The sequence below is a fragment of the Mesorhizobium sp. M0047 genome, assembly GCF_040323315.1.
In the GTDB taxonomy this organism is placed as follows: domain Bacteria; phylum Pseudomonadota; class Alphaproteobacteria; order Rhizobiales; family Rhizobiaceae; genus Mesorhizobium.
In genome coordinates this window covers 25,116-47,492 of sequence record NZ_JAMYUW010000032.1, presented here as the reverse complement: position 1 = coordinate 47,492, position 22,377 = coordinate 25,116, and the positions used below count along the sequence as shown (strand labels likewise).

The 22,377-nt window shown below is 58.7% G+C and carries 24 protein-coding genes; 13 read left to right on the top strand and 11 right to left on the bottom strand.

Annotated elements, in window-relative coordinates; all coding sequences use genetic code 11:
- Positions 1-95: 95 nt before the first annotated feature.
- The 7 genes from NKJ89_RS25365 to NKJ89_RS25335 all read right to left on the bottom strand — a co-directional run bounded on the left by NKJ89_RS25365 (position 96) and on the right by NKJ89_RS25335 (position 6,549).
- Entirely contained in the window at positions 96-1,109 is a 1,014-nt protein-coding gene (locus NKJ89_RS25365) for an acyltransferase family protein (RefSeq protein WP_352606567.1), read from the bottom strand.
- Between the two features lie 15 nt (positions 1,110-1,124).
- Positions 1,125-1,793, bottom strand: a complete 669-nt coding sequence (locus tag NKJ89_RS25360) for a methyltransferase family protein (RefSeq protein WP_352606565.1) — start codon at positions 1,791-1,793, stop codon at positions 1,125-1,127.
- Between the two features lie 299 nt (positions 1,794-2,092).
- Positions 2,093-2,632: a prepilin peptidase gene (locus NKJ89_RS25355; protein WP_352606563.1), complete on the bottom strand. Its 540-nt coding sequence runs from the start codon at positions 2,630-2,632 to the stop codon at positions 2,093-2,095.
- A 1-nt stretch (position 2,633) separates the two neighbouring features.
- Positions 2,634-3,173, bottom strand: a complete 540-nt coding sequence (locus tag NKJ89_RS25350) for a tetratricopeptide repeat protein (protein ID WP_352606561.1) — start codon at positions 3,171-3,173, stop codon at positions 2,634-2,636.
- Between the two features lie 53 nt (positions 3,174-3,226).
- Positions 3,227-4,177, bottom strand: a complete 951-nt coding sequence (locus tag NKJ89_RS25345; RefSeq protein WP_352606559.1) for a type II secretion system F family protein — start codon at positions 4,175-4,177, stop codon at positions 3,227-3,229.
- A gap of 18 nt (positions 4,178-4,195) precedes the next feature.
- Complete coding sequence (locus NKJ89_RS25340) at positions 4,196-5,167, bottom strand: type II secretion system F family protein (protein WP_352606557.1); 972 nt, start codon at positions 5,165-5,167, stop codon at positions 4,196-4,198.
- Entirely contained in the window at positions 5,167-6,549 is a 1,383-nt protein-coding gene (locus tag NKJ89_RS25335; protein ID WP_352606555.1) for a TadA family conjugal transfer-associated ATPase, read from the bottom strand. The genes NKJ89_RS25340 and NKJ89_RS25335 overlap by 1 nt, the downstream gene beginning before the upstream one ends.
- Positions 6,550-7,081: 532 nt before the next feature.
- Here NKJ89_RS25335 and NKJ89_RS25330 point away from each other — a divergent pair.
- The 11 genes from NKJ89_RS25330 (at position 7,082) to NKJ89_RS25280 (ending at position 15,471) form a co-directional block, all read left to right on the top strand.
- The gene (locus tag NKJ89_RS25330) at positions 7,082-7,306 is read left to right on the top strand and encodes a Flp family type IVb pilin (protein ID WP_064991300.1); all 225 of its coding nucleotides are present in this window, start codon (positions 7,082-7,084) and stop codon (positions 7,304-7,306) included.
- Between the two features lie 15 nt (positions 7,307-7,321).
- Positions 7,322-7,537 carry a Flp family type IVb pilin gene (locus NKJ89_RS25325; RefSeq protein ID WP_352606553.1) on the top strand — a complete coding sequence of 72 codons (216 nt, stop codon included), beginning with the start codon at positions 7,322-7,324 and terminating at the stop codon, positions 7,535-7,537.
- 93 nt (positions 7,538-7,630) lie between these two features.
- A complete protein-coding gene (gene cpaB, locus NKJ89_RS25320; RefSeq protein WP_352606551.1) occupies positions 7,631-8,707 on the top strand; it encodes a Flp pilus assembly protein CpaB in 1,077 nt (358 codons plus the stop codon).
- A 53-nt stretch (positions 8,708-8,760) separates the two neighbouring features.
- Positions 8,761-10,197 carry a type II and III secretion system protein family protein gene (locus tag NKJ89_RS25315; RefSeq protein WP_352606549.1) on the top strand — a complete coding sequence of 479 codons (1,437 nt, stop codon included), beginning with the start codon at positions 8,761-8,763 and terminating at the stop codon, positions 10,195-10,197.
- The gene (locus tag NKJ89_RS25310) at positions 10,184-10,474 is read left to right on the top strand and encodes a hypothetical protein (protein WP_352606547.1); all 291 of its coding nucleotides are present in this window, start codon (positions 10,184-10,186) and stop codon (positions 10,472-10,474) included. The genes NKJ89_RS25315 and NKJ89_RS25310 overlap by 14 nt, the downstream gene beginning before the upstream one ends.
- Before the next feature lie 71 nt (positions 10,475-10,545).
- Complete coding sequence (locus tag NKJ89_RS25305) at positions 10,546-12,012, top strand: TadE/TadG family type IV pilus assembly protein (RefSeq protein ID WP_352606545.1); 1,467 nt, start codon at positions 10,546-10,548, stop codon at positions 12,010-12,012.
- Between the two features lie 5 nt (positions 12,013-12,017).
- The gene (locus NKJ89_RS25300) at positions 12,018-12,509 is read left to right on the top strand and encodes a TadE/TadG family type IV pilus assembly protein (protein ID WP_352606543.1); all 492 of its coding nucleotides are present in this window, start codon (positions 12,018-12,020) and stop codon (positions 12,507-12,509) included.
- Positions 12,503-13,135, top strand: a complete 633-nt coding sequence (locus tag NKJ89_RS25295; RefSeq protein ID WP_352606541.1) for a TadE/TadG family type IV pilus assembly protein — start codon at positions 12,503-12,505, stop codon at positions 13,133-13,135. Before NKJ89_RS25300 ends, NKJ89_RS25295 begins: the two co-directional genes overlap by 7 nt.
- Positions 13,132-14,295 (top strand): CpaE/TadZ family protein, encoded by a 1,164-nt coding sequence (locus tag NKJ89_RS25290; protein WP_352606539.1) that lies wholly within the window; start codon positions 13,132-13,134, stop codon positions 14,293-14,295. The genes NKJ89_RS25295 and NKJ89_RS25290 overlap by 4 nt, the downstream gene beginning before the upstream one ends.
- Positions 14,279-14,878: a L,D-transpeptidase gene (locus NKJ89_RS25285; RefSeq protein ID WP_352606537.1), complete on the top strand. Its 600-nt coding sequence runs from the start codon at positions 14,279-14,281 to the stop codon at positions 14,876-14,878. Before NKJ89_RS25290 ends, NKJ89_RS25285 begins: the two co-directional genes overlap by 17 nt.
- Complete coding sequence (locus NKJ89_RS25280; protein ID WP_352606535.1) at positions 14,875-15,471, top strand: hypothetical protein; 597 nt, start codon at positions 14,875-14,877, stop codon at positions 15,469-15,471. The genes NKJ89_RS25285 and NKJ89_RS25280 overlap by 4 nt, the downstream gene beginning before the upstream one ends.
- Before the next feature lie 2 nt (positions 15,472-15,473).
- Here NKJ89_RS25280 and NKJ89_RS25275 read toward each other — a convergent pair whose 3' ends face one another.
- From NKJ89_RS25275 to NKJ89_RS25260, 4 genes are all read right to left on the bottom strand, one after another.
- Positions 15,474-16,010 carry a hypothetical protein gene (locus NKJ89_RS25275; protein WP_352606533.1) on the bottom strand — a complete coding sequence of 179 codons (537 nt, stop codon included), beginning with the start codon at positions 16,008-16,010 and terminating at the stop codon, positions 15,474-15,476.
- A 253-nt stretch (positions 16,011-16,263) separates the two neighbouring features.
- The gene (locus NKJ89_RS25270; RefSeq protein WP_352606531.1) at positions 16,264-16,704 is read right to left on the bottom strand and encodes a hypothetical protein; all 441 of its coding nucleotides are present in this window, start codon (positions 16,702-16,704) and stop codon (positions 16,264-16,266) included.
- A 608-nt stretch (positions 16,705-17,312) separates the two neighbouring features.
- Positions 17,313-18,080 carry a Crp/Fnr family transcriptional regulator gene (locus NKJ89_RS25265; protein WP_023756876.1) on the bottom strand — a complete coding sequence of 256 codons (768 nt, stop codon included), beginning with the start codon at positions 18,078-18,080 and terminating at the stop codon, positions 17,313-17,315.
- 259 nt (positions 18,081-18,339) lie between these two features.
- Complete coding sequence (locus tag NKJ89_RS25260) at positions 18,340-18,906, bottom strand: hypothetical protein (RefSeq protein ID WP_023756877.1); 567 nt, start codon at positions 18,904-18,906, stop codon at positions 18,340-18,342.
- Between the two features lie 432 nt (positions 18,907-19,338).
- Here NKJ89_RS25260 and NKJ89_RS25255 point away from each other — a divergent pair, with 432 nt between their 5' ends.
- Both NKJ89_RS25255 and nusG read left to right on the top strand, forming a co-directional pair.
- Positions 19,339-21,435 (top strand): GumC family protein, encoded by a 2,097-nt coding sequence (locus NKJ89_RS25255; RefSeq protein WP_352606529.1) that lies wholly within the window; start codon positions 19,339-19,341, stop codon positions 21,433-21,435.
- 19 nt (positions 21,436-21,454) lie between these two features.
- Entirely contained in the window at positions 21,455-22,012 is a 558-nt protein-coding gene (nusG, locus tag NKJ89_RS25250) for a transcription termination/antitermination protein NusG (RefSeq protein WP_352606527.1), read from the top strand.
- Positions 22,013-22,377: the final 365 nt, after the last annotated feature.

Sequence of the window (22,377 nt, the reverse complement as noted above, 5' to 3'; positions counted from 1 at the left end):
ACTTCGTGACCTCAGCTATGGTACATATTTGCCTATGGTGCTGATTTGCGCCAGTGACCCGCCGTCCAGGCGACGCCAGCATTGAAGCATGTCCATCAGTCCCGTAATGCCAAGCCAGATGGATGGCGGCCAGTCTTCAGATGGGGATCATGCCGGCGCAGGAATTTGCGTAGCGGCAACTCGAACCGAATATACATCCGCCAGGCCAATAGAACTGATGTAGCCGTGCCGATCACGATGATAAGGTCTGGGGGAACCGGAAAAGCAGTCCACACCATCAGCAGCAGCGTTATCGGCAGAGTGTGGATCAGATAGAGCATATAGGAGGCGTCACCGAGAACCGTCCAGACGCTCGGCTTCGCGTCGAACTGCATCGTGCCGAAAACGATCATCGCCGCCGAGAGACCGTAGACCAGCACGCGCTGGAAGGCGTTATCGCCCGCGAGGAACTCCATGGTTCCCCCTTGCGGCGCTATCCCGATGAATCCGGCGGCTATCATCGCCGCGGCACCGACCGGCAGGCACCACACCGCCGGTTTCCACCTAGGCGCATAGGCGAGAATGACACCAAGGCCGAACTCGATGATCAGCGGGTTGCCGAGAAACTGCAGCACCGGACCCGCCGAGCGAAATATCATTGCGAGGCCGAAGATGCCAAGGAGCCCCGACAGCAAGCGCCGGTCGATGAGAACGATGGTCGCTGCGGCGTAGAACAGCATCTCGAAGCACAGCGTCCAGGCCGCTGGCAGCGCTGGCGCGGTCATTTGATCCGTAGCCGGCCAGAGCAGCAGCGTCGCCACTGCGTCCCGCCAGCCGAAGCCGGTTTTGTAAGCGACGATCGCATACGGGATACTGATCAGCAGGTAGAGCGGAACGATGCGCCGGAACCGCCTCCAAGCGAAAGATCGCCATGTCAGACCAGGTGCGGTCTTAGCAATAATCACCCCCGATATGACGAAGAAGATGTCTACGCCTGCGAAGCCGACCACCTGAAAATCATGAGGCAACAGGCCATTAGATCCAGTGGCCTTAACGGCAGTCTGGGCTGCATGGACATATACGACCATCAGCGCGGCAACGAAGCGAAGTATTTGCAAAGACCAGATCAACAGGTCGAGTCCTGATTATTCGCCGCCAGAGTTTGGTATGGCCCCACTAAGGAACCGCGGTAAAAGCATGGGGACGCGCTTAGCGTAATCGTCGTATTCTGGGAAGGTTTGTCGAAGGATGGCCTCTTCATTTCTTACACGCCTATACTGCAAAAGAAATTGAAACGCGCTCAGTGCGACCATCAGCAGCGACAGATGCGAAAGGACCATCCCGAGAACGAATACCGCCTCACAGATGTAAAGCGGATGCCGGACAATCGAGTACGGGCCAGTGGTAACCAGGCGACGAGCTGTCGCCATGAGAGAGAAGGAACGGCCCAGCCAATAAAGACAGAAAATCGAACTGGCTGTACCGATGAGGATCAGGCAGAGGGCCGTCATTTGCGCCGCCCCATTTTGCAATGCCGGCGTCAGGTTCAATGCGAGCAGGATCATAAATGTTCCAGCTACCGCGGTTACTCTCGGTTCAATTCCCTGCGCAGTTCCCTTCGGCGGAAGGCGGGTGATGGTCATCACAAGCAGCAGCAACAGAAACGCGGTTGACGCCAGTTGAGTGACGATTGCGAGCGAACCTGCTGAGTTATCCTGACGGAAATAGCGGAACAGAGGTATCGCGCTGGACGTCGCCATAACCGTCATGACAAAGACGATGGAAATACGGCCAAAAAAATCCTCGTTCAACATTTTCATCCTCCTCTAAGCAGTCATTGAACCATCACTTCCGTGCCCCGACAAGAAGATGGTTTCCAAAGAGTTAACGGCTATGCCGTCTTAACTTTTGATTAATCTTTCCGGCCTATCGTGGCCAAATGCCAAATCTTCGTGCTTCGTGTCCTGGCGCCGATCTCAATTGTGATTTCAGCCATTGCGATGAATGCACTCAGCCCTCACAGCGCAACGTTTTCGTTTTGGTTGGCGTTGCCTATGAATGCGGCTGGCTGGCCCGCATTTCGCTTTCGCGTAGCAGAACGGGCTGCCGCCGTTCAGTTAAGCTGATTCAGGATTCCAGAGCTACTCGCCAACACCACACTTTCGTAGATCAGCAGCAGTAGCGTACAGATCGCCGCGACCGAGATTGGCACGCCGAACGGCACAACGCCTTTGCGGTCGAGATGCTGAACGTAGACGCGGAAGGCGCCTGCGGGCAGCAGGAATGGATTTTTCATGGCCGCTGCAGTGAGGAGGGCCAAAACCAGCAGCAGCACGGAAAACACGACGAGGTCGTTGCCACCAGTCAGGAAAGGGACGACCGCCATCAACTTGACGTCGCCAGCGCCGATCTTGCGCAAGACCCAGAACGGGAACAAGGCAAGAAACAGCACAAGGCCGGCAGACGCGCTCAAGCCCATTTCCCACCACGATCCGGATCTGAGCAGCAGCAGCAACAGCGACCCCGCCCCCAGGCAGAGCAGCAGCAGCACATCGCGATTGGCAATCTTCTGGGTGGTGAAGTCGAGCCAGGCAATCCTTGCGAGCAGAGGGATGGCGAGGGCCTTCAGCAGCAGCGCTTCGACGAGCAGCATGCTAGCGCTCGATATTCTGCACGCTTGATGACAGCAGCTTCAGATTGTTGGCGACGGTCGGATCGTTGGGCGCCAGTTCATAAGCCTTGAGGAAATTGCTGCGTGCATTCTGCAGCTTGCCGCGCAGCAGGTAGGAATAGCCGACATTGTTGTAATATTCGGGCGTCGCGCCGACCAGCTTGGACGCACGGGCATAGGCCCGGTCGGAAAGGTCGAAGCGGTGGATCCGGTCGGTGCAGGCGGCCAGCCCCATCCAGGCGCCGCCGTCATTGGGCGCCAGTTGCGTCGCCTTGAAGAACAGCGCGCCGGCATTGCCGTAATTCTCGGCGCGGAACTGGTTCTTGGCTTCGGCAACAGCCTGGTCCGAGGCGTAATATTCGACGTCGCTGACCGTCTTCAGCCCGTCGAAAGCATCGCCAAAGGACGTTACGTCGCCCTTCGATGGCTCGTTGGTGCGAACGACACCGTCGGTTATGTCCGCCGTCTGGCAGCCGGCAAGCGCCATTATCATCAGACAGGTTGCCGCGAAAACCCTCTTCATATTGTATCCCCAAAGGGTCCCGAATCTATTTTAGGACCAAAGCATATAAGCGATCAGAAGAAAATGCCCCTCATCCGGATGATCACCGGTAGCATGATAACCATCATAACCACAGGGAAGATACACAGCCCCAACGGAATCATCATCTTTACCGGCAGTGCATTAGCGCGCTCCTCCGCGTGAAGAATTCTCTGACTGCGCATCTCTTCGCTGTAGACCCGCAAAGCGTCGGTCAGACTGGTACCAAGTTCTTCTGACTGCCGAAACAGCACGGCCAGAGCCCGCGCCTCGTCAAGACCGATTCGGTCGGCGAGGTCCCGCAGCGCCTCGCGAAGCGGCTTGCCGGCACGCAACTGCAGATTCATGATCGAAAGCTGGATGCCTAGCCATTTATGCGTGCCAGCCAGCTCGCTGCTGACGCGCTCCACTGCCGCCTCCAGGCTCATGCCCGCGTCGGCACAGGTGATCATCATATCCATGAAATCGGGAAAGGCGCGGCGATAGATCTCCTTCTGCGCATTCTCGAACCGATCGAGCAAGATGGCGGGAACCACGATGCATGCGAGCCCAAAAAGAGAGGAACCGGCAAAACCTATGAAACCGGGCAATTGAGGTGGGAGAACTCGTGACAAGAGCGCATAAGCAGCCAGAAAGCCGGCACAGACGGCGCCAAGCCGCGACAAGGTGTAAATGAGCGGAGCGCTGGCCTGATAGAAGCCGGCTCGAAACAGCTTCGCCTCAAGTGCATTTGGTTCGTCCCGTTCCTTCTCCATCGAGCGGAAATAGGCGTCGACCGGCCGCTGCGCGGAAATCTTTGCAAGCAGTTCCTGTCCAGCGAGCGAACGGCGATCGGCGATCCCTTCCGCCATCAGGCTTTGCGCGACCAACGTCCGCGTCTGCAATGCCGGCAAGAAGACAAGCGCGCCGAACAGAAACAACGCAACCGCCGCCACAAAGACGGCAGCTGAGATCAAAAAGCTCAGATCCTGGATGTTCGAAAACAAGTTTTTGCTTCGCTCCCGTCAGAAATCGAAATTGACCATACGGTACATGATAAAGTCGCCCAATAGCGCCCACAGCCCGAAAATCGTGAACACTGGCAAGATCATCGGACTGCCCCAGACGGCGCCGTAGTAGGACGGGGCAATCACCTGAAGGATCAGGAACATAACCACCGGAAACAGTGAGATGATCCACGCGGACACGCGGCCCTCGCCCGAAAGCGCCCGGATCTTCATTCTGAGTTTCTGCCTATCGCGCAGCACCACGGATAGATTGGCCAGGATCCCCGTAAGATTGCCGCCCGTCTTGGATTGGATCGACAGCGACACCGACAGCAGATGAAGGCCTTCGAAACCCACGCGTTGCGACAGCTTCCGCACGGCCTGCTCGATGCTCAGCCCAAATGTGATTTCATCGGAAACAATGCCGAACTCGGTGCCGAGCGGATCAGGCATCTCCCGCGCTACGAGCCCAACCGCCACCGAAGCCGGATGTCCGGCTCGCAGCGAACGGACGATCATGTCGAGTGCATCCGGGAGCTGTCTTGCAAATTTCAGAATTCGTTTGTTGCGGGCGCGGCGGAGAACGAAAAGCGGCAGGCCGAATCCGACTACCAGAAAAACGATGAGCGACACCAAGGTAGAGAAGTGCAACAAGATCGACATCAGCAACGCAAGTGCCAGTCCAGCGCTGAGAAACGTCGCAGCGAAAAATATCGGGTTTCCAGTAATACCGGACTGAGTATAGAGCCTGTTCAGCCAGATCATTCCAAAGAGAAAATCACCCGACTCCGTCAGCCCACGTTCGCGCAGCAATCCTTGCAGGGTCTGTTCAGCTGGCGCTTCGTCAGCCAGCCGCCTCAGCCGATGGTTGATCACGCCAATCCGCGACCGGCGACTGGCAAATGAAAGGTATAGTGCCTCTCCGGCGAGAATGACCGAGGCCGCCGCGAGCATGTAGATGAAGTACAGCAGAGCTTGACCCGTCGGCATCAGAGGGCAACCTGCGGATTGAAGGCATCCTTGGCGAAATGATGCCCGAGCGTCGCCGCCTCCGGAGCGAAGCGCGGACGGACACCGGTTGCGCGAAAATCTCCGACGACTTTGCCGTCAGCTGTGACTTCTCGGCGGACGAAATGATAGATTTCCTGAAGCTGGACGACATTGCCTTCCATGCCGGTCAGTTCCGATATGGACGTGACACGCCGGCCGCCGTCCGAAAGACGCTGTGTCTGGACGATGATGTCGATGGCGGATGCGATCTGCGCCCGGATTGAATCATGTGTCATCGGCATGCCCGCCATGCCGACCATCTGTTCCAGCCGCGAGATCGCGTCGCGCGGCGTGTTGGCGTGGATGGTGGTCATCGAGCCTTCATGGCCCGTGTTCATCGCCTGCAGCATGTCGAAGGCTTCCTCGCCGCGCACTTCACCGACGATGATGCGGTCCGGCCGCATGCGCAAGGCGTTTTTCAGCAATTCGCGCTGGCGTACCTCACCTTTTCCCTCGACATTGGGCGGACGCGTTTCCAGCCGCCCGACATGTGGCTGCTGCAATTGCAGTTCTGCCGCGTCCTCGATGGTGATCAGGCGTTCCTTGGACGGAATGTAGCTCGACAGAGCATTGAGCAAGGTCGTCTTGCCGCTGCCGGTGCCGCCCGAAACCAGGATCGATTTGCGCGCCTGCACGGCTATGCGCAATAGATCGATCATCGGCTGCCTGATCGAGTTAAGTGCCATCAGGCGCTCGAGCGAATAGGGATTTTTCGAGAATTTGCGGATCGACACCAGCGGGCCGTCGACCGAGACCGGTCGCACCGCGATATTGACGCGCGACCCGTCGTCTAGGCGGGCATCGACCATAGGCGACGATTCATCGACACGCCTGCCGATAGCCGAAACGATCTTGTTGATGACGCGTAATAGATGCGCCTCGTCGCGGAAACGGATCGCCGTCTCCTCGACCAAGCCACGCCGCTCGATAAAGACGCGCTTGTGCGTATTGATCATTATGTCGGTGATTGAATCATCCTTGAGCAGTGGTTCTATCGGTCCGAGACCCAACATCTCGTCGGCGGTATCGCTGGTCAGCTGGTCGAGCTCGCGGGCATTCAGCGGCACGTTTCGATTGCGCACGAACTCGCGGACTATCGGACGGATCTCATTCAGGATCTCATCCTTGGATGCGCTTTCCAAAGCGGTCAGGTTGAAGCGATCGATCAGGTGGCGATGAAGCTCGACTTTGAGCGTCAGAAATTCGTCGCCATGCGATTCAACATCCGCAGCCGGCGTCGGAGCAGCAGGTAGCACCGCCAGCGGCTCGACCTTTGCCATTGCCTGCTGTTCGCTTGGCCCCTTGATGAACCGCCCCAGCATAATTGCTTATACTCCCCTCGGACACGCATTAGCGGAAACTAAACGTTAACCACCCAGGGCACAAGCGCCTGGGTACTCTCCGTACAGCCAATACTTTCTACATAGTTAACATCAGGAGCCTGAAATAGCGTGTTTATTTAATATGGCTGCCCATTCGCGGTCTGGACGTCGGCCCCACTTTCCGCGCCTGTCTGTTTTTTCGACGCCAAATCGCTCCAGAAGCACTGCTAACCCCCTAGATATAAAGGAATATGCATTATAGCTAATGCTTACCTAATTTGGCCATACCCACGGCGAAATTGTGAACGAATGGTTAAGGGCGATCGAAAAATGAAAAGAATCAATCTCTTGGTAAGATCTGGCTTTGCAATCATCTTGCCGAATCACGTATATGAAGGTTAAGGAACTCCTAATGTCATTTGACTCTGCATTTTCTCGGGACCTAGGATCGACGTGACGGGGGATGCTTGGGTATGGAGTACATCCTTGGCTCTGTCTCGTCGGGTTCAAACCTCCAAAGGGAGAAATTGACATGAAGAAGCTCATGACGATGACCCGGCAGTTCCGCGACGACGAAAACGGCGCTGCCATGGTCGAATACTCAATCCTGATCGGCATCATTGCCGCAGCATCGATCGTGGCGGTTATCGCTATCGGCGGATGGGTCGGCAGCCAGTTCACCGGCCTTTGCACGAAGTTGAACGGCAAGGGGCTCGACGCTGCTGGCACCGGCACTGGCGCTTGCGTCCCAGGTTGATCAGGAGAGATTGCCATGAAGCGGCTTATCGACGTAGCCAGGCAGTTCCACGACGATGAGAACGGCGCTGCCATGGTGGAATACTCGATCTTGATCGGCATCGTCGCAGCAGCGTCGATCGTTGCGGTTATTGCCATTGGCGGATGGGTCGGCAGTCAGTTCACCGGCCTTTGCGCGAACCTGAACACCAAGGGTGTATCCAGCACTGGCGGTGCCGGTGGCACTTGCTAAGAACTTCTGGGCCGGAATCGCTCGATTTCGGCCCAGGTTATCGGTCCATGAAGGGGCTGACATTCGCCCGGCGGGCGACGGTGGGGTGGGAAGATGCGTGTCAATACACTTATCATGATCGTTCTCGCCGGCGTGTTCGGCGTGCTGGCGGTAGTGCTCGCCAATATCTGGCTGGCAAGCCAGCGCAATGCCATGGCGCGGACGGACGATGTCCCGCACGATACGGTCGTCGTGGCGGCTGTACCTTTGAAGTTCGGTGACACGCTGACCGACGACAAATTGCGTGAAGTCGCATGGCCTGCGGGCGCGGTTCCGGCCGGAGCGTTCAAGACGACAGAAGAACTGCTGACGAAAGACCTCCCGGCCGGCGGCGGCAGCAAGCAGGCGCTGCAGACGATCGGCGTCAACGAACCGGTTCTGGCCAGCAAGATCACGGGCCCCGGCCAACGCGCCACGCTTTCGGCGGTGCTTGGCGAAGGCATGAAGGCGGTATCAATCCGTGTCAACGATGTGCTCGGCGTCTCCGGCTTCGTCTTCCCAGGCGACCGGGTGGATGTCCTGCTGACGCGCACGGTGCGCGGCGATGATGGAGCAGACAGAAGTTTTGTCGACGTGCTGCTGCAGAGCATGAAGGTGCTCGCCGTCGACCAGGTTGCCGACGAAAGCAAGGACAGCCCGATTGTCGTCAAATCGGTGACGGTCGAGGCCAGCACCAGAGATGCGCAGAAGCTGACACTGGCGGCCGGCGCCGGCCAATTATCGCTGGCGCTGCGCCAGGCCGCCGCAAGCAAGGGCGAGACGACCGAACGTGTGACGCTTTCCGACCTGACCGGCGAAACGCCGGCCGATGTCGCCAAGAGGCAGGCCGAACTCGCCAAACAGGCTGCAGCCGACGCTGCGGCCGCAGCCGATCGCCAGCGCGCGGAGGACGACCGCAAGCGTGCCGACGACAAGATCGCCGGATTGGCGCAGGCAGTCGATCGGGTGGGAAGCAAGCTGGACGATTTGAGCAAGGTCAAGCCGGCTCCGGCCGTAGTGTCGGCACCCGAAGTGCATGAGGTCGTCAAGGAAGTGGTGAAATATGTGACCCCCGAGCCGCCGGCCCACGCCACGATCGGTGTATTCCGAGGCGTGAAGCTAGAGACATATGACGTGCCGCGACAACCGTGATAGAGTGCGGCCAATAAACGGGGCTGCCAGCGGCAGCGATTGGGGAGACGGGGATGCAGGGGACTTGGTTGAGGATGGCGGCGGCCGCGTTGCCCGGTCTGGCAGCGCTGTTACTGTCGAGCCTGACGGCCTATGCGGCCGACCGGTTTATCGACGTGTCGACCCCAAGCGTGCATCGGATTTTCCTGCCGATGTCGCAATCGGTAACGGTCCAGGTGAGTGCCAATCTGGGCGACATCGTCGTTGGTGACGAAAAGATCGCCGATGCCCAGCCGATGACTGACCGCACGCTCTATGTCATCGGCAAGGGCGCCGGCACAACCACCGTCAATTTGTTCTCCACGGACAAGCGTTCGCTTGGCGCTCTCCAGATCGAGGTCGGCGTCGATGTCAGCGACATGGCGGCGGCGATCCGCCAGGTGGCGCCAAAGGCGCGCATCGAAGTGGGCTCGGTCAATGGCAGGGTCAGGCTCGGCGGGCATGTCAAGGACGGCGCGACGCTGGAGGCCATCATGGCGGTGGCGCAGCAGTATGGTCCTGACGCCATCATCAACTCTGTTACTGTCGATGACAGCCAGCAGGTCAATCTGGAAGTGCGCGTGCTGGAAGCCAAGCGCAATGCCGGCCGCGACCTCGGCGTTTCGCTCAGGAGCAGGGGCAGCAATGCAACCAAGTTTGGAACGGGCATCGCAGCCACCACCCCAACCGGGACAGACCCAGGGGCCCTGGTGAGTGGTTTGCTATCGAACAGCAACCCGTTCGCGACGCTGATCACCCAGGTGATCGACAGCAACATCAAGGTCGACCTGATCATCGAGGCGCTCGAGGCCAAGGGCGTCGTTCGAACGCTGGCTGAGCCGAACCTCACCACGCTTTCCGGCGAGCCGGCCAGCTTCAATGCCGGTGGCCAGGTCCCGATCCGCAGCGTCACCGCCGACGGCCTGATCCAGATCGAGTACAAGCAGTTCGGCGTCAACCTTCTGTTCACGCCGGTCGTGCTCGCCGACGACAAGATCCATATGAAGCTGGCGCCGGAGGTCAGCGACCTGACCGGCTTCACCACTGCCGGCGACCCGATCTTCACCAACCGCAAATTGGATACAGTCGTCGAACTGCGCGACGGTCAGAGCTTCGCGGTCGGCGGGCTTCTGTCCAGCAAGACCACCAAGCTGCAGAATCAGGTGCCGTGGCTCGGCCAGGTGCCGATTATCGGAACGCTGTTCCGAAATTCGAGCAACCAGAAGGAAGAGACCGAGCTGGTCGTTATCGTGACGCCGCACATCGTGCGGCCAGTGAAGCCCGGCGAGCAATTGGCGACGCCTTTCGACAAGACACGACCCGCCAACGATCCGGAGTTCTTCGTGCTCGGCCAGCTCGAGGTTAACAAGGACATGATCCGAAAATACGAAACTGGCGACGGCGTCACCGGCCCCTATGGTCACATGCTCGACTTCAAATCGAAGGACAAGATGCTCTATGTCAAGAAATAGCGCCTTGATCCTCATCCTGTGTGCCGGTGCGCTGTCGGGCTGCGCCGCGGACTATCTGAACCACTATGATTCAGTGACCCTGGCCGCCGGCGACACGCAGAAATTCAATTCGATGCTGCAGACGGTCGACCCGCTCAACCCGGCCTCCCGGAACACACACATCGAAGGCGACGGCACGCGCGCAGCACTTGTTGCGCACAACTACAAATTTCCACCGCCACCGCCACCGCCACCGGCGATCACGGTCAATGTCGGTGGATCGGGCGTGACACAGTGAACTGAACGGAAGGATGCGGAGGGCGCCGGGCAAGCGAGGGGCTCTGGCGCAAGAAAGCAGAGAGTAAGGTCATGTTGGGGACCATTCGTGCCTTCTGGAGCGATCAACGCGGCGTAGCGATGATCTTAGTCGCGATAATGCTGCCTGTGCTTATCGGCTTCGCCCTGCTTGCCTTCGATATGAGCCGGGCCAACGGGCTCCACAACGATTTGCAGAAGGGTATCGACGCGATGGCGCTTGCTGCCGCAGCGGAACTCGACGGCAATTCGGATGCGATCACCCGGGCCAACCGGGCCGTCACCAAACTCCTGGCCAACAAGACGCTGTTTTCGACATCAGGGGATCACCCAATCGTCTTGGCCGACGTGACGGTCACCTATCTGACCGGGTTACCTGCGAGCGATGACATCACGCTGACTGCCGCAGGGGTCGACTCAAATGCCGTGAACTGGGCCAGCACCGATCCCAAGGCTGTCAAGTTTGCCGAAGTGACTGTGAACGCATCGGGCGCGACGGACGGCGCGGGCGCGTTCTCGACGATTTTTCCAGCCAGCCTCGTCGGCAGCACGGACAGGATGGACGTGCGGCCACAAGCCGTGGCGGGATTCACCAACGCGTTGTGCGCGTTCACGCCGATGTTCATCTGCAACCCGTATACGAGTCTGGGCGCATTGCAGACTGCGCTGTCAGGAACGCAGAAGCCGATGATCTGGCTTAAGGAGCAGCAGGGCGGCAACACTGCGCAATACGGTCCAGGCAACTATGGTTTCCTGGCAACTCCGGAGGGCGACAAGTCGACGCAAGCACTGACGGAAATGTTCGCCGTGACCAGTCCTGCGGCCTGCTTTAGCCAGAATGGCGTAACGACCCGCCCGGGCAACATTCCTCCGGTTAATGACGGAATCAACACCCGTTTCGACCTCTATCCGAATGGCAATAACGGCAAGCTGGATCCTGCGGATGCTCCGCCAGCACCGAATGTCCGGAAAGGAATGGTTGTAAAGAATGCCGGTAACAGCTGCAGCTACGATACGCCTAGCAACGGACAGACCAATAATTACAAAGCACTGCCCAGGGACAATTGCTTTTACTCGGGTAGCTGCACGCAGGCAGGTGTGCTTGGCAACGGCGTCTGGGATTTTACAGGCTACTGGACGGTCAACCATGGCAATGCCAGCACGTCCGGGGTCTTGACGGCATGCGGCGCGAGCCCGAGCCGGTACTGCGTCTACAAATTTGAGATCGACAACCCGACTTTGAAGAGCGGACAGGAGAAAACACCGCCGGAGTGCAACACAACCACGCAAACCGCCGACCGCAGGCTTCTCTACGTCGCGATCATCGACTGCGTGGCCAACACTGTCCAAGGCGGCAGCCAGGCGTTGCCGGTGCAGGCCTTTGCAAGTGTTTTCGTGACCGAGCCGGCAGGCGGGTCGCCCGATGCCGACATTTATGGCGAGATGCAAGATATCAGCACTGTCGCCGGCCAGAACACGCTGAAGAAGCTGCAGCGCAACGAAGCGCAATTGTACCGGTAGCCCCCATGTCCATCAGACAGTTCCTCCTACGGTTCCACCACGACGACCAAGGCGCTGCCTTGGTCGAGATAGCGATCGTCACGCCACTCGTGTTGCTGCTGGCAGCGGGTGTCTTCGAATTCTCGAACATCTTCAACACGCGTCTGCTTCTCGAAGCTGGCGTCGAGGATGCCTCTCGCTATATGGCGCGCTGCAGCAGTGACTGGGATACTTGCTCAGCGTTGGCAACAAACCTCGCAGTGAACGGGGCCGTCCAGGGCGGTAGCGAGAGGGTTGCCGGGTGGACCACGGGTCAAGTCACCATCACGCCAGTATTATCGACCCCGGCGATCGATACCGCGACCGGTACCCAGCTTTATCTCAGCAGCACCGGTAACGTCGTTGTCGTGCAGGTCAAGACCTCATATCCGTATCCTACTCTGGGCCTCTGGTCTTACCTCGGCTTTGGTGACGTTAAGCTCACTGTGTTCCATCAGGAGCGTGTCTTGGGATGGTGATCTCGCACGGCACGTTCTGGAGAAACCAATCCGGCGCGACAATGGTCGAGGCGGCCATTGCGATGCCCATGCTGCTGACTTTGCTGCTTGGTTTCGTCGACTTCGGCTACGCCTTCTACCAATGGAATGCTGGTAACAAGGCGGTGCAGGCCGGCGCCAGGCTTGCGCAGATTTCCGCTCCGATCGCCAGCGGACTTCTGCTCGAGGCAAAAACCCCCAGCGACTCACTGGATGTGGGAAAGGCGGTTCCAGCCAACACTTACAGCTATATCTGCACGGCCCCTGCCGGAGTTGTGTCTTGCAAATGTGGAACAGGCGCCACATGCCAAAACCTCAATGTGAACCAGGCCGCTTTCGACTTCATTTTTAGCGGCAGCAGCAACCGGCCGGGAATGCTGACATTCCTGCCAACCCTTCTGAAATCCGAGGTCCAGATTCAGTATCAGGCTTCGGGCCTCGGTTACTGGACGCGCCCCAATGGGCCAGTACCAACGATCACCGTCAGCATTGAAAACCATCGCTTCCAGTTCTTCTTTCTGGCCGGTTTTCTCGGATTCGGAAACATCACCATGCCCTCCATGCTGAGCACGGTCACGGGCGAAGACTTGAAGAGCACCTATCCATGAATGCCATCAACACCAAGGTTACGCCGACCAAGCGCAAGCAGGTTGCGCTGTTCTCTTCGGATGCGGATTTCAGGCGCGATGTGGCGACGCGGCTCGATGCGCTGGCGATCTATGATGTCAAGGTTTCCGAGACGGGCGATTTTCTCAAGGGGCCGCCGGCGGATACGCGCCCGGGCATCGTCATCCTCGATCTCGGCAATGGCGAGTTGCTCGGCAGGCCCGGCATCGTCGAGGCGCGCGCGCTGTGGGCTACCGTGCCGCTGATCGCGGTTTCCAACGAGCTGACGTCGGAGCAGACGCGCGTGCTGGTGCGCATGAACGCCTCGGACTGGCTGCACAAGCCGCTCGACGGCAAGGAGCTGCTCAACGCGGTGACCTTCCACGATACCGGCAACCAGGGAGCCAAAAGCCGGATCATCACCTTCATCGGCGCCAGCGGCGGCGCGGGCGCTACGACGATGGCGCTGTCGGCGGCCGAATTCCTGGCCTCTAAATCGGCCGAGCGCGCGGCATCCACCTGCCTGGTCGATCTCGATTTCCAGAGTGCCAATTGCGGCGCCTACCTCAACCTGTTCAACCAGTTCGACCTTGCCGGCATCATCGGCCAGCCGGAGCGGCTCGATGTCGAGCTGATGGATGTCATCAAGCTTTCGCGCCCGTCCGGCCTCACCCTCTATGCGTTCGAGCGGCCGCAACTGCCGTTCGAGCCGCATGGCAGCGATTTCGTCTTCCGGCTGCTGGACCTCGTCGCCTACCGCTTCGACGACATCGTCATCGACCTGCCCAATCTCGAAACGCCCTGGCACGATTCCGTGCTGTCGACGAGCGACGAGATCTTCATCGTCTTCGAGCTCAATGTCGCCTCGCTACGGCAAGGCAAGCGGCTCTACAAGAAGATCCGCGAGCTGCGCGGCAACGCGGTCAACATCACGCTGGTCGCCAACAAGCACAAGCGCAAATGGTTCGGGAACCATTTTTCGCGCAGCGAACTCGAAAAGATATTCAAGGCGCCGCACATCAAGTCGGTGGCGCTGGACAACGCGCTGCTGACCGACGCGCTGAACAGGGCCATCCCGCCATCGGAAGTGGATGGGCGGGCGCGCTTCAACAAGGACCTGAAGCGGATGTTCAAAGAGCGGCTCGATGACGCTGCCCGATAGACACCGGCTTGCGAGATACCGGATTGCTGGGCGGCTGGCCGGCGCCTGCGTGCTCGGCGTGGCGCTGGCGCTGTCCGTCCAGGACTTCGCCGAGGCGCGATCGGTCGAGCGGCCGCCGCTGCCGGCGATGGGGCCCAGCCTGCGCAAGGCCGTTGCCTTCGCAACCGCCGAGCAGCCGGGAACGATCATCATCCGCAAGGACGAGAAGGCGCTTTACCTGGTGACCCGCCAGGGCCAGGCGCTGCGCTACCAGATCAGCGTCGGGCGCGACGGGTTCGGCTGGACGGGCGTCGTCAAGGTGGGGGCGAAGACCGAATGGCCGGAATGGCGCCCGCCACAGGACATGCGGGCCCGCCAGCCGGAGCTGCCGAAAATGGTGCCGGCCGGTCCCTACAATCCGCTCGGCGCTCGGGCGCTCTATCTGTCCCGGGACGGGCGCGACACGCTCTACCGCATCCACGGCACCAACGATCCGTCCGGCGTCGGCTTCGATGGGACATCGGGCTGTTTTCGTCTTACAAACACGGATGTGATCGATCTTTTCAAGCGCGTCGCGGTCGGCGCAAAGGTGGTGGTTCAATGACGACGATCAGCGAACCGGACATGCCGGCGATCGACGTCGGAAACCATGAACGGCGCGAACAGGACGCCATCGAGAGACCCAGCAAAACCAAGGCGATCGGCATTCTCATCGCCAGCGGCGCCTTGCTGATCACCGCGGTCAACATGGCGGCCGCGATCTATCTCTATCGGGGCATCAGCGACCTGCGTTTCGTCGAGGCGCGGCTGGCGCAGCTTGGAGCGTTCGAGCAGCGGATCGCGGCACGGCTCGACACGGTCAACAACGGTTTCCAGAGCCGGTTCGAGAAACTGGACAGCCAGTTGCAAGGCAGCTTCAACGAGATCAATGGCAACATTGCCCGTTTGGCCAAGAATATACCGGTCGCCGGCGGCGAGGCCGTGTCGAGTGCGGCGGAACCGTCCGAGATCACCACCAGCACGCTGGCGGAAGCGCCCGAAGCTCTCGAAGGCGACAGCGCGAGCGATCCCAACGTCATCGAAGCGCCGCCTGCGCCCAGGAAGAGGACCGCACCGGCGGCGCCCCCTCCCCCAAGCTCCAACTACCAGCGCGTGGAGCAGCCCGACGGCAAGGTCTATTACCGCAGGATCAACTAGATTTAGAGATCGCGCTGCAGGGCCAGGCTGCGGATGGACCGGGCTTCGGCCCGCGCCCGCGCTTCGCCAAGGAAGGCGATGTGGCAGTATGCGCAGGCCGTGACGCCCAGAAGCAGCACCAGGCTGTTCTTCAAGGTGAAATCAACCGCCAGCGAGAATGGAAGGCCGCTGGGCGACGTGAACGCGGCGATCGTGCTCGCCGTTTCCGAGTGGCTGCCGGTCGCGATCATCAGCCCGGCGAAAATCAGGGCGACGTGGTTGGCGAGGAAGAAGAAAGCCGACCTTCTCGTGTTGCACGCCATCCAGCAGACGATCGATGCTGCGGCAAGGATGGCTGCGTCGAGAGCCATCGAGCCCCCCAGATTGAAATCGACCTGCTGCCAAAGCATCGTCGCCAACGGACGCAGTTCAAGCCATATCCACCATGCGGTGGGGCTCGCCGGATAGGCTCCCAGCAAGAAGGTCGCCATGCGCTCCCCTGCCAGGATCGCAAGAATGAGAAACGGGAAGGCAAAAAGCAGAAGCGGCTTGCGTTTCATGTTCCCTCGCCAATCTGCCAGCCAGAATAGACTGCATAGATTGCGCAAGGCTTAACGCTTCCATCAAAAATGTCCTGATGGCTGTGAAGGTTGGCCGCGATTGCGTGGCCGTCATGGAACAACCCGGCCCGTCCGCCGTTCGAAGAGCCTCGGGGTCTTTTGAACTGGGCGGCAAGCCTCAGACATTGCTCATCGTGGACGGGATATCCAGGGACGTCAGCACACTGGACGCATGCGCGAACCGCCTCTGCGGCTAGTGCCCGCGCGCAAGCAGCCAAACAGCCACTAGCCGGGTGAGTGGCCCGGTGATCGCGCTAGCCCAGGTAGTCCTGGCGCGCGCTCGGCGGTCTTTGCGTTCTTGACCGATCATGTTTTGGACTTCAGAGCAACCAAGTGGCGTCAATACCCAGCTGTTGAGCTGAGACGATCTTCTCCACATTGGGCTGTTGTCGTCCGCGTAACCAAGCGACATATTGAGATAATCCGCCTTCCGGATCAGCCGCCGGGTCTTTATCTCCGCAATCTGTTCATAGTATATCAATGTTTCCCAATAGTGTCGGTACTCTAACTTTTCCCGTTGCGCAGGTGTGCAAGCATTTGCCAGGTCGATGTCATAGGCGTGGTCGAGCTTCCTGATGGTTCGCCGGTACGCCGCAATTTCTAACAAGTCATTGATTTCTAATTGTATCGTCATATGACCTCCCCGCGCCGAAATAAAACGCTACGACGTCATATGACGTTCGGTCCATTCCACTACTTGGTTAAGCTCACAAGTCAAAAGAACTAGACGGCGAGTAGCATAGCATCGGACGATCTGGTTCTGAGAAGCTTCGCCTAACTCTGCCTTGGGCGGCATGTTGGGCGCGAAGCCGTGCCGCACCGATCTGCCTGCTTTGGGAATGGCGCTGTGTTGAGCCCCGTTAACGCCGATGCGGATTCTTACGCTCGATTTAGACGCCTTGCATCGTTGACGTTTTAAGCTTTGGCCATTTCCGTTTTACCTTTATTGGCCAAAGACGGTATTGCTTGGCACCACCAATAGGATTAATTGCGTCGCTGCAAAGAGGCCCTGTAAAATTGACCGGTGCGGGTGCGTAACCTAAGCCCGCCGCAATGGCCGGTGCGGTCCTCACGTCCCCGGAGGGCTGCCCCCCGCACCGGCCATTTCCGTTACGCTCTGGTAGTCGGCGACGGTTGGGGATCGATCTAAAGACTGATGCGCGACGAGGCCAGCTGCGGCGTGGAAACACCGAGGCACTCCCCCGCGAGGGAGAGCCGGCCGCAGTTGAGATCAGAATGATGTCAGCTCGAAATGTAAGACCGATCAAATCCGGCCGTTTTGATCAGTCCCGCATGGTCATGCAACTCGACCACACCATTGCGGAATGAAGCCAGTCCGCTTTCTCGCAAATCCTTCAACACGCGACTTACATGTACAGCCGAAAGCCCCAACGCATCGGCCAGCTCGGCCTGGGTCAGCGGGCATTCAAAGCGGTCCGGATAACTCGTTGCCGATCGATGTGCTCGGCAGCCCAGTTCGAGAAGAAGATGGGCCGTGCGTTCCACAGGTCCCCGTCTACTGACTCCTGCCAGATGTTCCGCAACCCTTGAGTGCCGCCTTGCCTCAGCCAGCAGGATAGCCTCGCAAAAGGACTGCGGATAGCGCGAAAAACAAGTATGGACAGGGCCGGTCAACTCGATCGCGGTCACATCGGAGAGAGCCGTTACCGTCTCGCCCCCTTCTCCGCAGAACTCGACCAGGGAAATTTCGCGAGGAAGCGCAAAATCGACGATGAGACGCGAGCCATTCCGCAACGTTTTGCCGAATGCAGCCCACCCCGCAGTCACAACCAGGATGAAGGATTTAGCCCGATGCTCGCGCGCGATCACTGTGTTCGCCGGATAGAAGCGACGCACAGCTCCCGGCAATACGGAGATCCCCCTTTCCCAACTCGCGTCGGCGAGCGTAGGTCCCCGTCCCAAATCAAGAGCCTGCTTTGATAAGCTCATTTTGTCTTGATCACCCCAGCCGTCGATTGCCCCTTCAATCAACCTGAAGCTACTAACCATCAACTACACAAAAAGTTCCGCTTATATTTTCATCCGAATGGCGTTCCGGTCTACCTCCCCAGGGCACAACCTTACCACCTTGGGTGTAAGTTCACCATCCAGCAGTCTCTCAATCTACCCACCGGATAGGCCTCGGCAAATTGCTCCTAGGCTGCCAGCAGCCAACACCCGCGGTCGAACTTGTCCTTTGGGCTGCGCCCGGCGGACCATCACCGCTGCGACACCTCACTGGTTGAAACCGCCGCCAAGCGGCGGCTGTTCAACTTGAGAACAGCCCGGTTAGACGCTTTTCCGAAAGCAAGTCGGGTCCTGCTGGTCGAGTTGAAGCCGGAACCGCGGGCTCAATGGGCGGATCGGGCCGTTGTAGCTCTTGCCATGGCGGGCCAGGGATCACCTGCGTCTCACTTTCGGGACGATCCATAGGGCTGGTTGCCGGTTTTCGGCGCAGGTGAAGCCGCGAGATCGAGGGACGCTTGGCGTTGTAAGTCTGCCGTCTTTCTTCGGCAACTTCGAGGTCATCGAGTGCCGAAATGACCAATGCAAGGCGATCCTCGATTTGGCTAAGACGCTTCCGGGTGGAAAGCAGTGCAACTGAAACCAGCAAAGCGTAGGCAAGTACGACAATGACCGCTCCTACAGAGCTTTCGATGCCGAACACAATCAAGGTGCCGGCCCCAATAGAAACGGCAAGGGCCCCATAGCCAAGCAACCTGCCTTTCTCCAGAAGAAGCATCAACGGCCAGGTAGCGGACAGAATCAGAATGGCTGCCGGTCTGTTGGCAATCCAATCTAAGAGGCCCGGAACAATTTCGCTGTAAGTTTCCATATCAACCTCAGACTAGACGAGCTCAGACTAGACGAGGCCGGCCGCTTTCTTGTCGTCAGGGATGCAGACGCTCCCGCGCGCCCTGTACGCCGCAGCGCGGGAGAGAGATGTATGGTCCGGCGACTTCCTAAGGTCTGGAAGGCCTGCCGGGTAGACCAGATCGACCTTTAGCCGATTTACTACTCAATAATGGTAATGGCGGGGATGTCCGCGAAGCTGTTATGTTTCCGGCTGACGGGCGATGCCGTCGGTCGGTAGGCGGAAGAGAGCGATCTGGACATGTCGTAAGGGGGCACGAACCCCTACATCTCATGCGGTGTGAGCGCTTAACAGGCAACTGCCCGAATTATTTTGAAGTGAAGCACATCCAGCCAATGCTGGAGGGGCGGAATTTGTGCTGCTGTTTGCGCTGGTGTTTGCAAGGATTCGGAAATGGCAAGTCCAACTGACAATCCTATCATGACCCGAGAGTTACTTCCGCTTGACGTGAGAGAGATCCTTGATTTCTTTCTTCGCCGGTGGAAGCTTGTATGCTGCATTGCAGCGCTGACCTTCGGCATATTTGTGGTCGCCGCCTACGTCCTTCCTCCATCCTACACGGGGTCTGCACAAGTCTTACTCGATGCCCCGATCGACTATATGACTCCGCAAGATTATTCGAATTCTGATTTTGCCGACAATTCAACATTTATTGAAAGTCAGATCGCAGTTCTGAGATCCACCTCGCTGCTTCAAAAGGTCGTCGACAGTGAAAAGCTCACAGAAGACCCAAGGATCGGGTTGGGGGCACTGGAATGGCTGAAGGGTTCACTGGGAGTCTCACGCGTCGGAATGGCGGACGTTATTGAGATTTCAGTGACCGCTTACGATCCGGAAAAAGCGGCATCCCTGGCCAACGCAATTTCCCAGACCTACCTCGCTGATCGAGTAAGGTCGCGTTACGAAGGAGCCAGAAAAGCATCCACATGGCTCACTGAGCGGGCCGCATCTTTGCGCGAGGAACTGAGCCGCTCGGAACAAACTGTCCAGAAGTTTCGGATCGATCACAATTTATTGGCGACTCCAGCAGGCAGTCTGACTGATCAGCAGCTGTCCGAGTTGAATATCGCCTTGATTAACGCAAGCGCCGAATTGTCCGAGAAGCGGGCCCAATTTTCTCAAGTCGACAAATTGCTGGCTAGCGGAGGCGACATCCAGTCGATACCGGATGTATTGCAGTCTGTGGTGATCAGCGCGCTTCGGGCTCAGCTCTCTGGAGTGACACGGCGGGAAGCCGACCTTAAGTTGAAATATGGCGAACGGCATCCGGATGTCATGACCGCCCAAGCCGAGCGCCGCGACATCGAGGGGCAGATTGCCGCTGAAGTCCAGCGTCTCATCGGCAACCTAAAGAATGAAGTCGACGCCGCAGAAGCCCGGGAGGCTTCACTAAAGCGAGCCCTGGATTCGGTATCCAACCGATCCGAGGTCGAAGGTCAGGTTGGCGTCCAGCTGCGCGATCTGGAGAGGATTGCGGCCGCAAACAAGGAGCTCTTTGAGACATTCCTTTCACGCGCCAAGCTCACCGAGGAGAAGTCCACCCTCCTCAACAGCGGCGTACGCGTGATAACCGACGCAGGTGTTCCGGGTTCGCCAAGCTTCCCGAACAGGCCTCTTTTTGCGGCCTTGGGACTCGTCCTAGGCCTCTTCGTCGGAGGCGCAGGCGCCGTACTTCGTGAGCTTTTCGCCTCGGGCTTCATGGCAAAGAAGCAGATAGAGGACGAGCTGGCGGTTCCGGTTCTCGCGTCCATGCCAAGGATGTCGGGCTGGTCGAGGGACGCCCAGTCGCTTGCCCAGCCTGTGGCCTATCTCGAACGCAGACCCCTCTCCAGATATAGCGAAGCCGTGCGTCGACTCCGCCTGGGCATCGACGGGACACCCGAACAGGCACGTTTGCCGCGCGTCATGCTGGTGACATCTGCGATGCCCGGCGAAGGAAAGACAACCCTGGTGTTGAGCCTGGCCTGCTCCGCCGCTGCCGATGGCGAACGGGTCTTGGTCATCGATGCGGACTTGCGGCTTTCGGCTGCCACGGCCTTCTTCGGGATGGCCGACAGGATCGGGCTGGTTGACCTTCTGACTTTGCCAGTGAAGGCCGCAAACGCAATTCATCTGGACGAACGTTCGGGGATTTCCCTGCTCCCTGCCGGCGCAAGGACCCGGAACCCGCCTGCCCTTCTTGCTTCGGTGCGAATGCGCTCGGTCCTCGATGAGCTTCGCGGAAAATTCGACACGGTGATCATTGACGCACCGCCTGTTGGACCTGCTGCCGATGCCTCGATCCTGGCGAGGTATGTCGACAAAGTTCTCTTTGTGGTGAGATGGCGTGAGACCTCGCGCGAGGCCGTCGCCGAAGGAATTCGGCATCTTGGCGGCCGCTCCAAGATTGCCGGCATCGCCCTGACGATGGTGGATGAGCCAAAGCTACCGAGATATGGTCGTTACACTTCACTCGAAAGTAGTGTTTTGGACAGTTACTATCTAAACTAGAGAGAGCAGATATTCCGCCATGCAGCACGCTGACTTATATCATCGGTTCCCGGAGCCGGTACAGAAAGCCCCCGACGGGGAACCTGCGCGCTGGTGCGTGGTCCAGACGCACCTGCATTCCGAGAGCTTGGCGGAGCGGCACCTGCTAGCGCAAAACTTCCGAACCTATCTGCCCAAGCGCAGGCGGACTGTCCGGCACGCTCGCATAGTCAGAACCGTTTCCAGTGCGTATTTCGACTGCTATCTGTTCGTCTCGCTTGTTCAGCAGCAGAGTTGGTACCCGATCAACTCAACCGTCGGCGTGCGGAAAATTGTCATGAGCAAAGGAATGCCGATACCGGCTCCTTACGGCGTAGTTGAGTCTTTGATATCAGCAACCGACGATGACGGAATTTTGCATCCGGACATTCTATTGAGGCCCGGTCAAAGAATTAGGATATTAGATGGGCCGTTCTCAGACCAGCTTGGCATTCTTGATCATGTCGGTAGCGCCGGGGCTGTCAGAATTCTTCTTGATATCATGAACCGATCAATTCCGATTACCATCGACCGGGATAGAATCTCGATAGTTTCTTGAAGTCTATGCGTTAGCTGTCAATTAATACAACTGTTCGCTCGCAAGATGCTGGAACCACCCGGCAATGAGGAAATGAGTTGGCACCCAATTCACCCTCTCTGCGGCAGCTTGCAAGGTGACATCCGAGCCTGCGGGTCGACAGTGAGAACCTTGGTGCTGCGTCCCAACGAAGCAATCGGCGTGGATATAGCTCCGCCAGGTCGAGGCCTTTTGAGGCGACGATGAGCGAATAACCCTCGACGCGATCAACTAGGGGATTCCCCTTGCAACCTTCACGCAGATCCAACCCCGGAAGCCAACGTCCCGCGGCCCCTGGAGAGCCTTGGGATGGCCTGCGGCCACAACAGTATCGTCATCGTCGCTGG

What these genes read in the sequence shown, in the direction of transcription:
- NKJ89_RS25360 (WP_352606565.1), bottom strand. Translation starts at nt 1,793, where the DNA reads ATGTTGAACGAGGATTTTTTTGGCCGTATTTCCATCGTCTTTGTCATG.
- NKJ89_RS25355 (WP_352606563.1), bottom strand. Translation starts at nt 2,632, where the DNA reads ATGCTGCTCGTCGAAGCGCTGCTGCTGAAGGCCCTCGCCATCCCTCTG.
- NKJ89_RS25350 (WP_352606561.1), bottom strand. Translation starts at nt 3,173, where the DNA reads ATGAAGAGGGTTTTCGCGGCAACCTGTCTGATGATAATGGCGCTTGCC.
- NKJ89_RS25340 (WP_352606557.1), bottom strand. Translation starts at nt 5,167, where the DNA reads ATGCCGACGGGTCAAGCTCTGCTGTACTTCATCTACATGCTCGCGGCG.
- NKJ89_RS25335 (WP_352606555.1), bottom strand. Translation starts at nt 6,549, where the DNA reads ATGCTGGGGCGGTTCATCAAGGGGCCAAGCGAACAGCAGGCAATGGCA.
- NKJ89_RS25330 (WP_064991300.1), top strand. Translation starts at nt 7,082, where the DNA reads ATGAAGAAGCTCATGACGATGACCCGGCAGTTCCGCGACGACGAAAAC.
- NKJ89_RS25325 (WP_352606553.1), top strand. Translation starts at nt 7,322, where the DNA reads ATGAAGCGGCTTATCGACGTAGCCAGGCAGTTCCACGACGATGAGAAC.
- cpaB (WP_352606551.1), top strand. Translation starts at nt 7,631, where the DNA reads ATGCGTGTCAATACACTTATCATGATCGTTCTCGCCGGCGTGTTCGGC.
- NKJ89_RS25315 (WP_352606549.1), top strand. Translation starts at nt 8,761, where the DNA reads ATGCAGGGGACTTGGTTGAGGATGGCGGCGGCCGCGTTGCCCGGTCTG.
- NKJ89_RS25310 (WP_352606547.1), top strand. Translation starts at nt 10,184, where the DNA reads ATGTCAAGAAATAGCGCCTTGATCCTCATCCTGTGTGCCGGTGCGCTG.
- NKJ89_RS25305 (WP_352606545.1), top strand. Translation starts at nt 10,546, where the DNA reads ATGTTGGGGACCATTCGTGCCTTCTGGAGCGATCAACGCGGCGTAGCG.
- NKJ89_RS25300 (WP_352606543.1), top strand. Translation starts at nt 12,018, where the DNA reads ATGTCCATCAGACAGTTCCTCCTACGGTTCCACCACGACGACCAAGGC.
- NKJ89_RS25295 (WP_352606541.1), top strand. Translation starts at nt 12,503, where the DNA reads ATGGTGATCTCGCACGGCACGTTCTGGAGAAACCAATCCGGCGCGACA.
- NKJ89_RS25290 (WP_352606539.1), top strand. Translation starts at nt 13,132, where the DNA reads ATGAATGCCATCAACACCAAGGTTACGCCGACCAAGCGCAAGCAGGTT.
- NKJ89_RS25285 (WP_352606537.1), top strand. Translation starts at nt 14,279, where the DNA reads ATGACGCTGCCCGATAGACACCGGCTTGCGAGATACCGGATTGCTGGG.
- NKJ89_RS25280 (WP_352606535.1), top strand. Translation starts at nt 14,875, where the DNA reads ATGACGACGATCAGCGAACCGGACATGCCGGCGATCGACGTCGGAAAC.
- NKJ89_RS25275 (WP_352606533.1), bottom strand. Translation starts at nt 16,010, where the DNA reads ATGAAACGCAAGCCGCTTCTGCTTTTTGCCTTCCCGTTTCTCATTCTT.
- NKJ89_RS25270 (WP_352606531.1), bottom strand. Translation starts at nt 16,704, where the DNA reads ATGACGATACAATTAGAAATCAATGACTTGTTAGAAATTGCGGCGTAC.
- NKJ89_RS25265 (WP_023756876.1), bottom strand. Translation starts at nt 18,080, where the DNA reads ATGGTTAGTAGCTTCAGGTTGATTGAAGGGGCAATCGACGGCTGGGGT.
- NKJ89_RS25260 (WP_023756877.1), bottom strand. Translation starts at nt 18,906, where the DNA reads ATGGAAACTTACAGCGAAATTGTTCCGGGCCTCTTAGATTGGATTGCC.
- NKJ89_RS25255 (WP_352606529.1), top strand. Translation starts at nt 19,339, where the DNA reads ATGGCAAGTCCAACTGACAATCCTATCATGACCCGAGAGTTACTTCCG.
- nusG (WP_352606527.1), top strand. Translation starts at nt 21,455, where the DNA reads ATGCAGCACGCTGACTTATATCATCGGTTCCCGGAGCCGGTACAGAAA.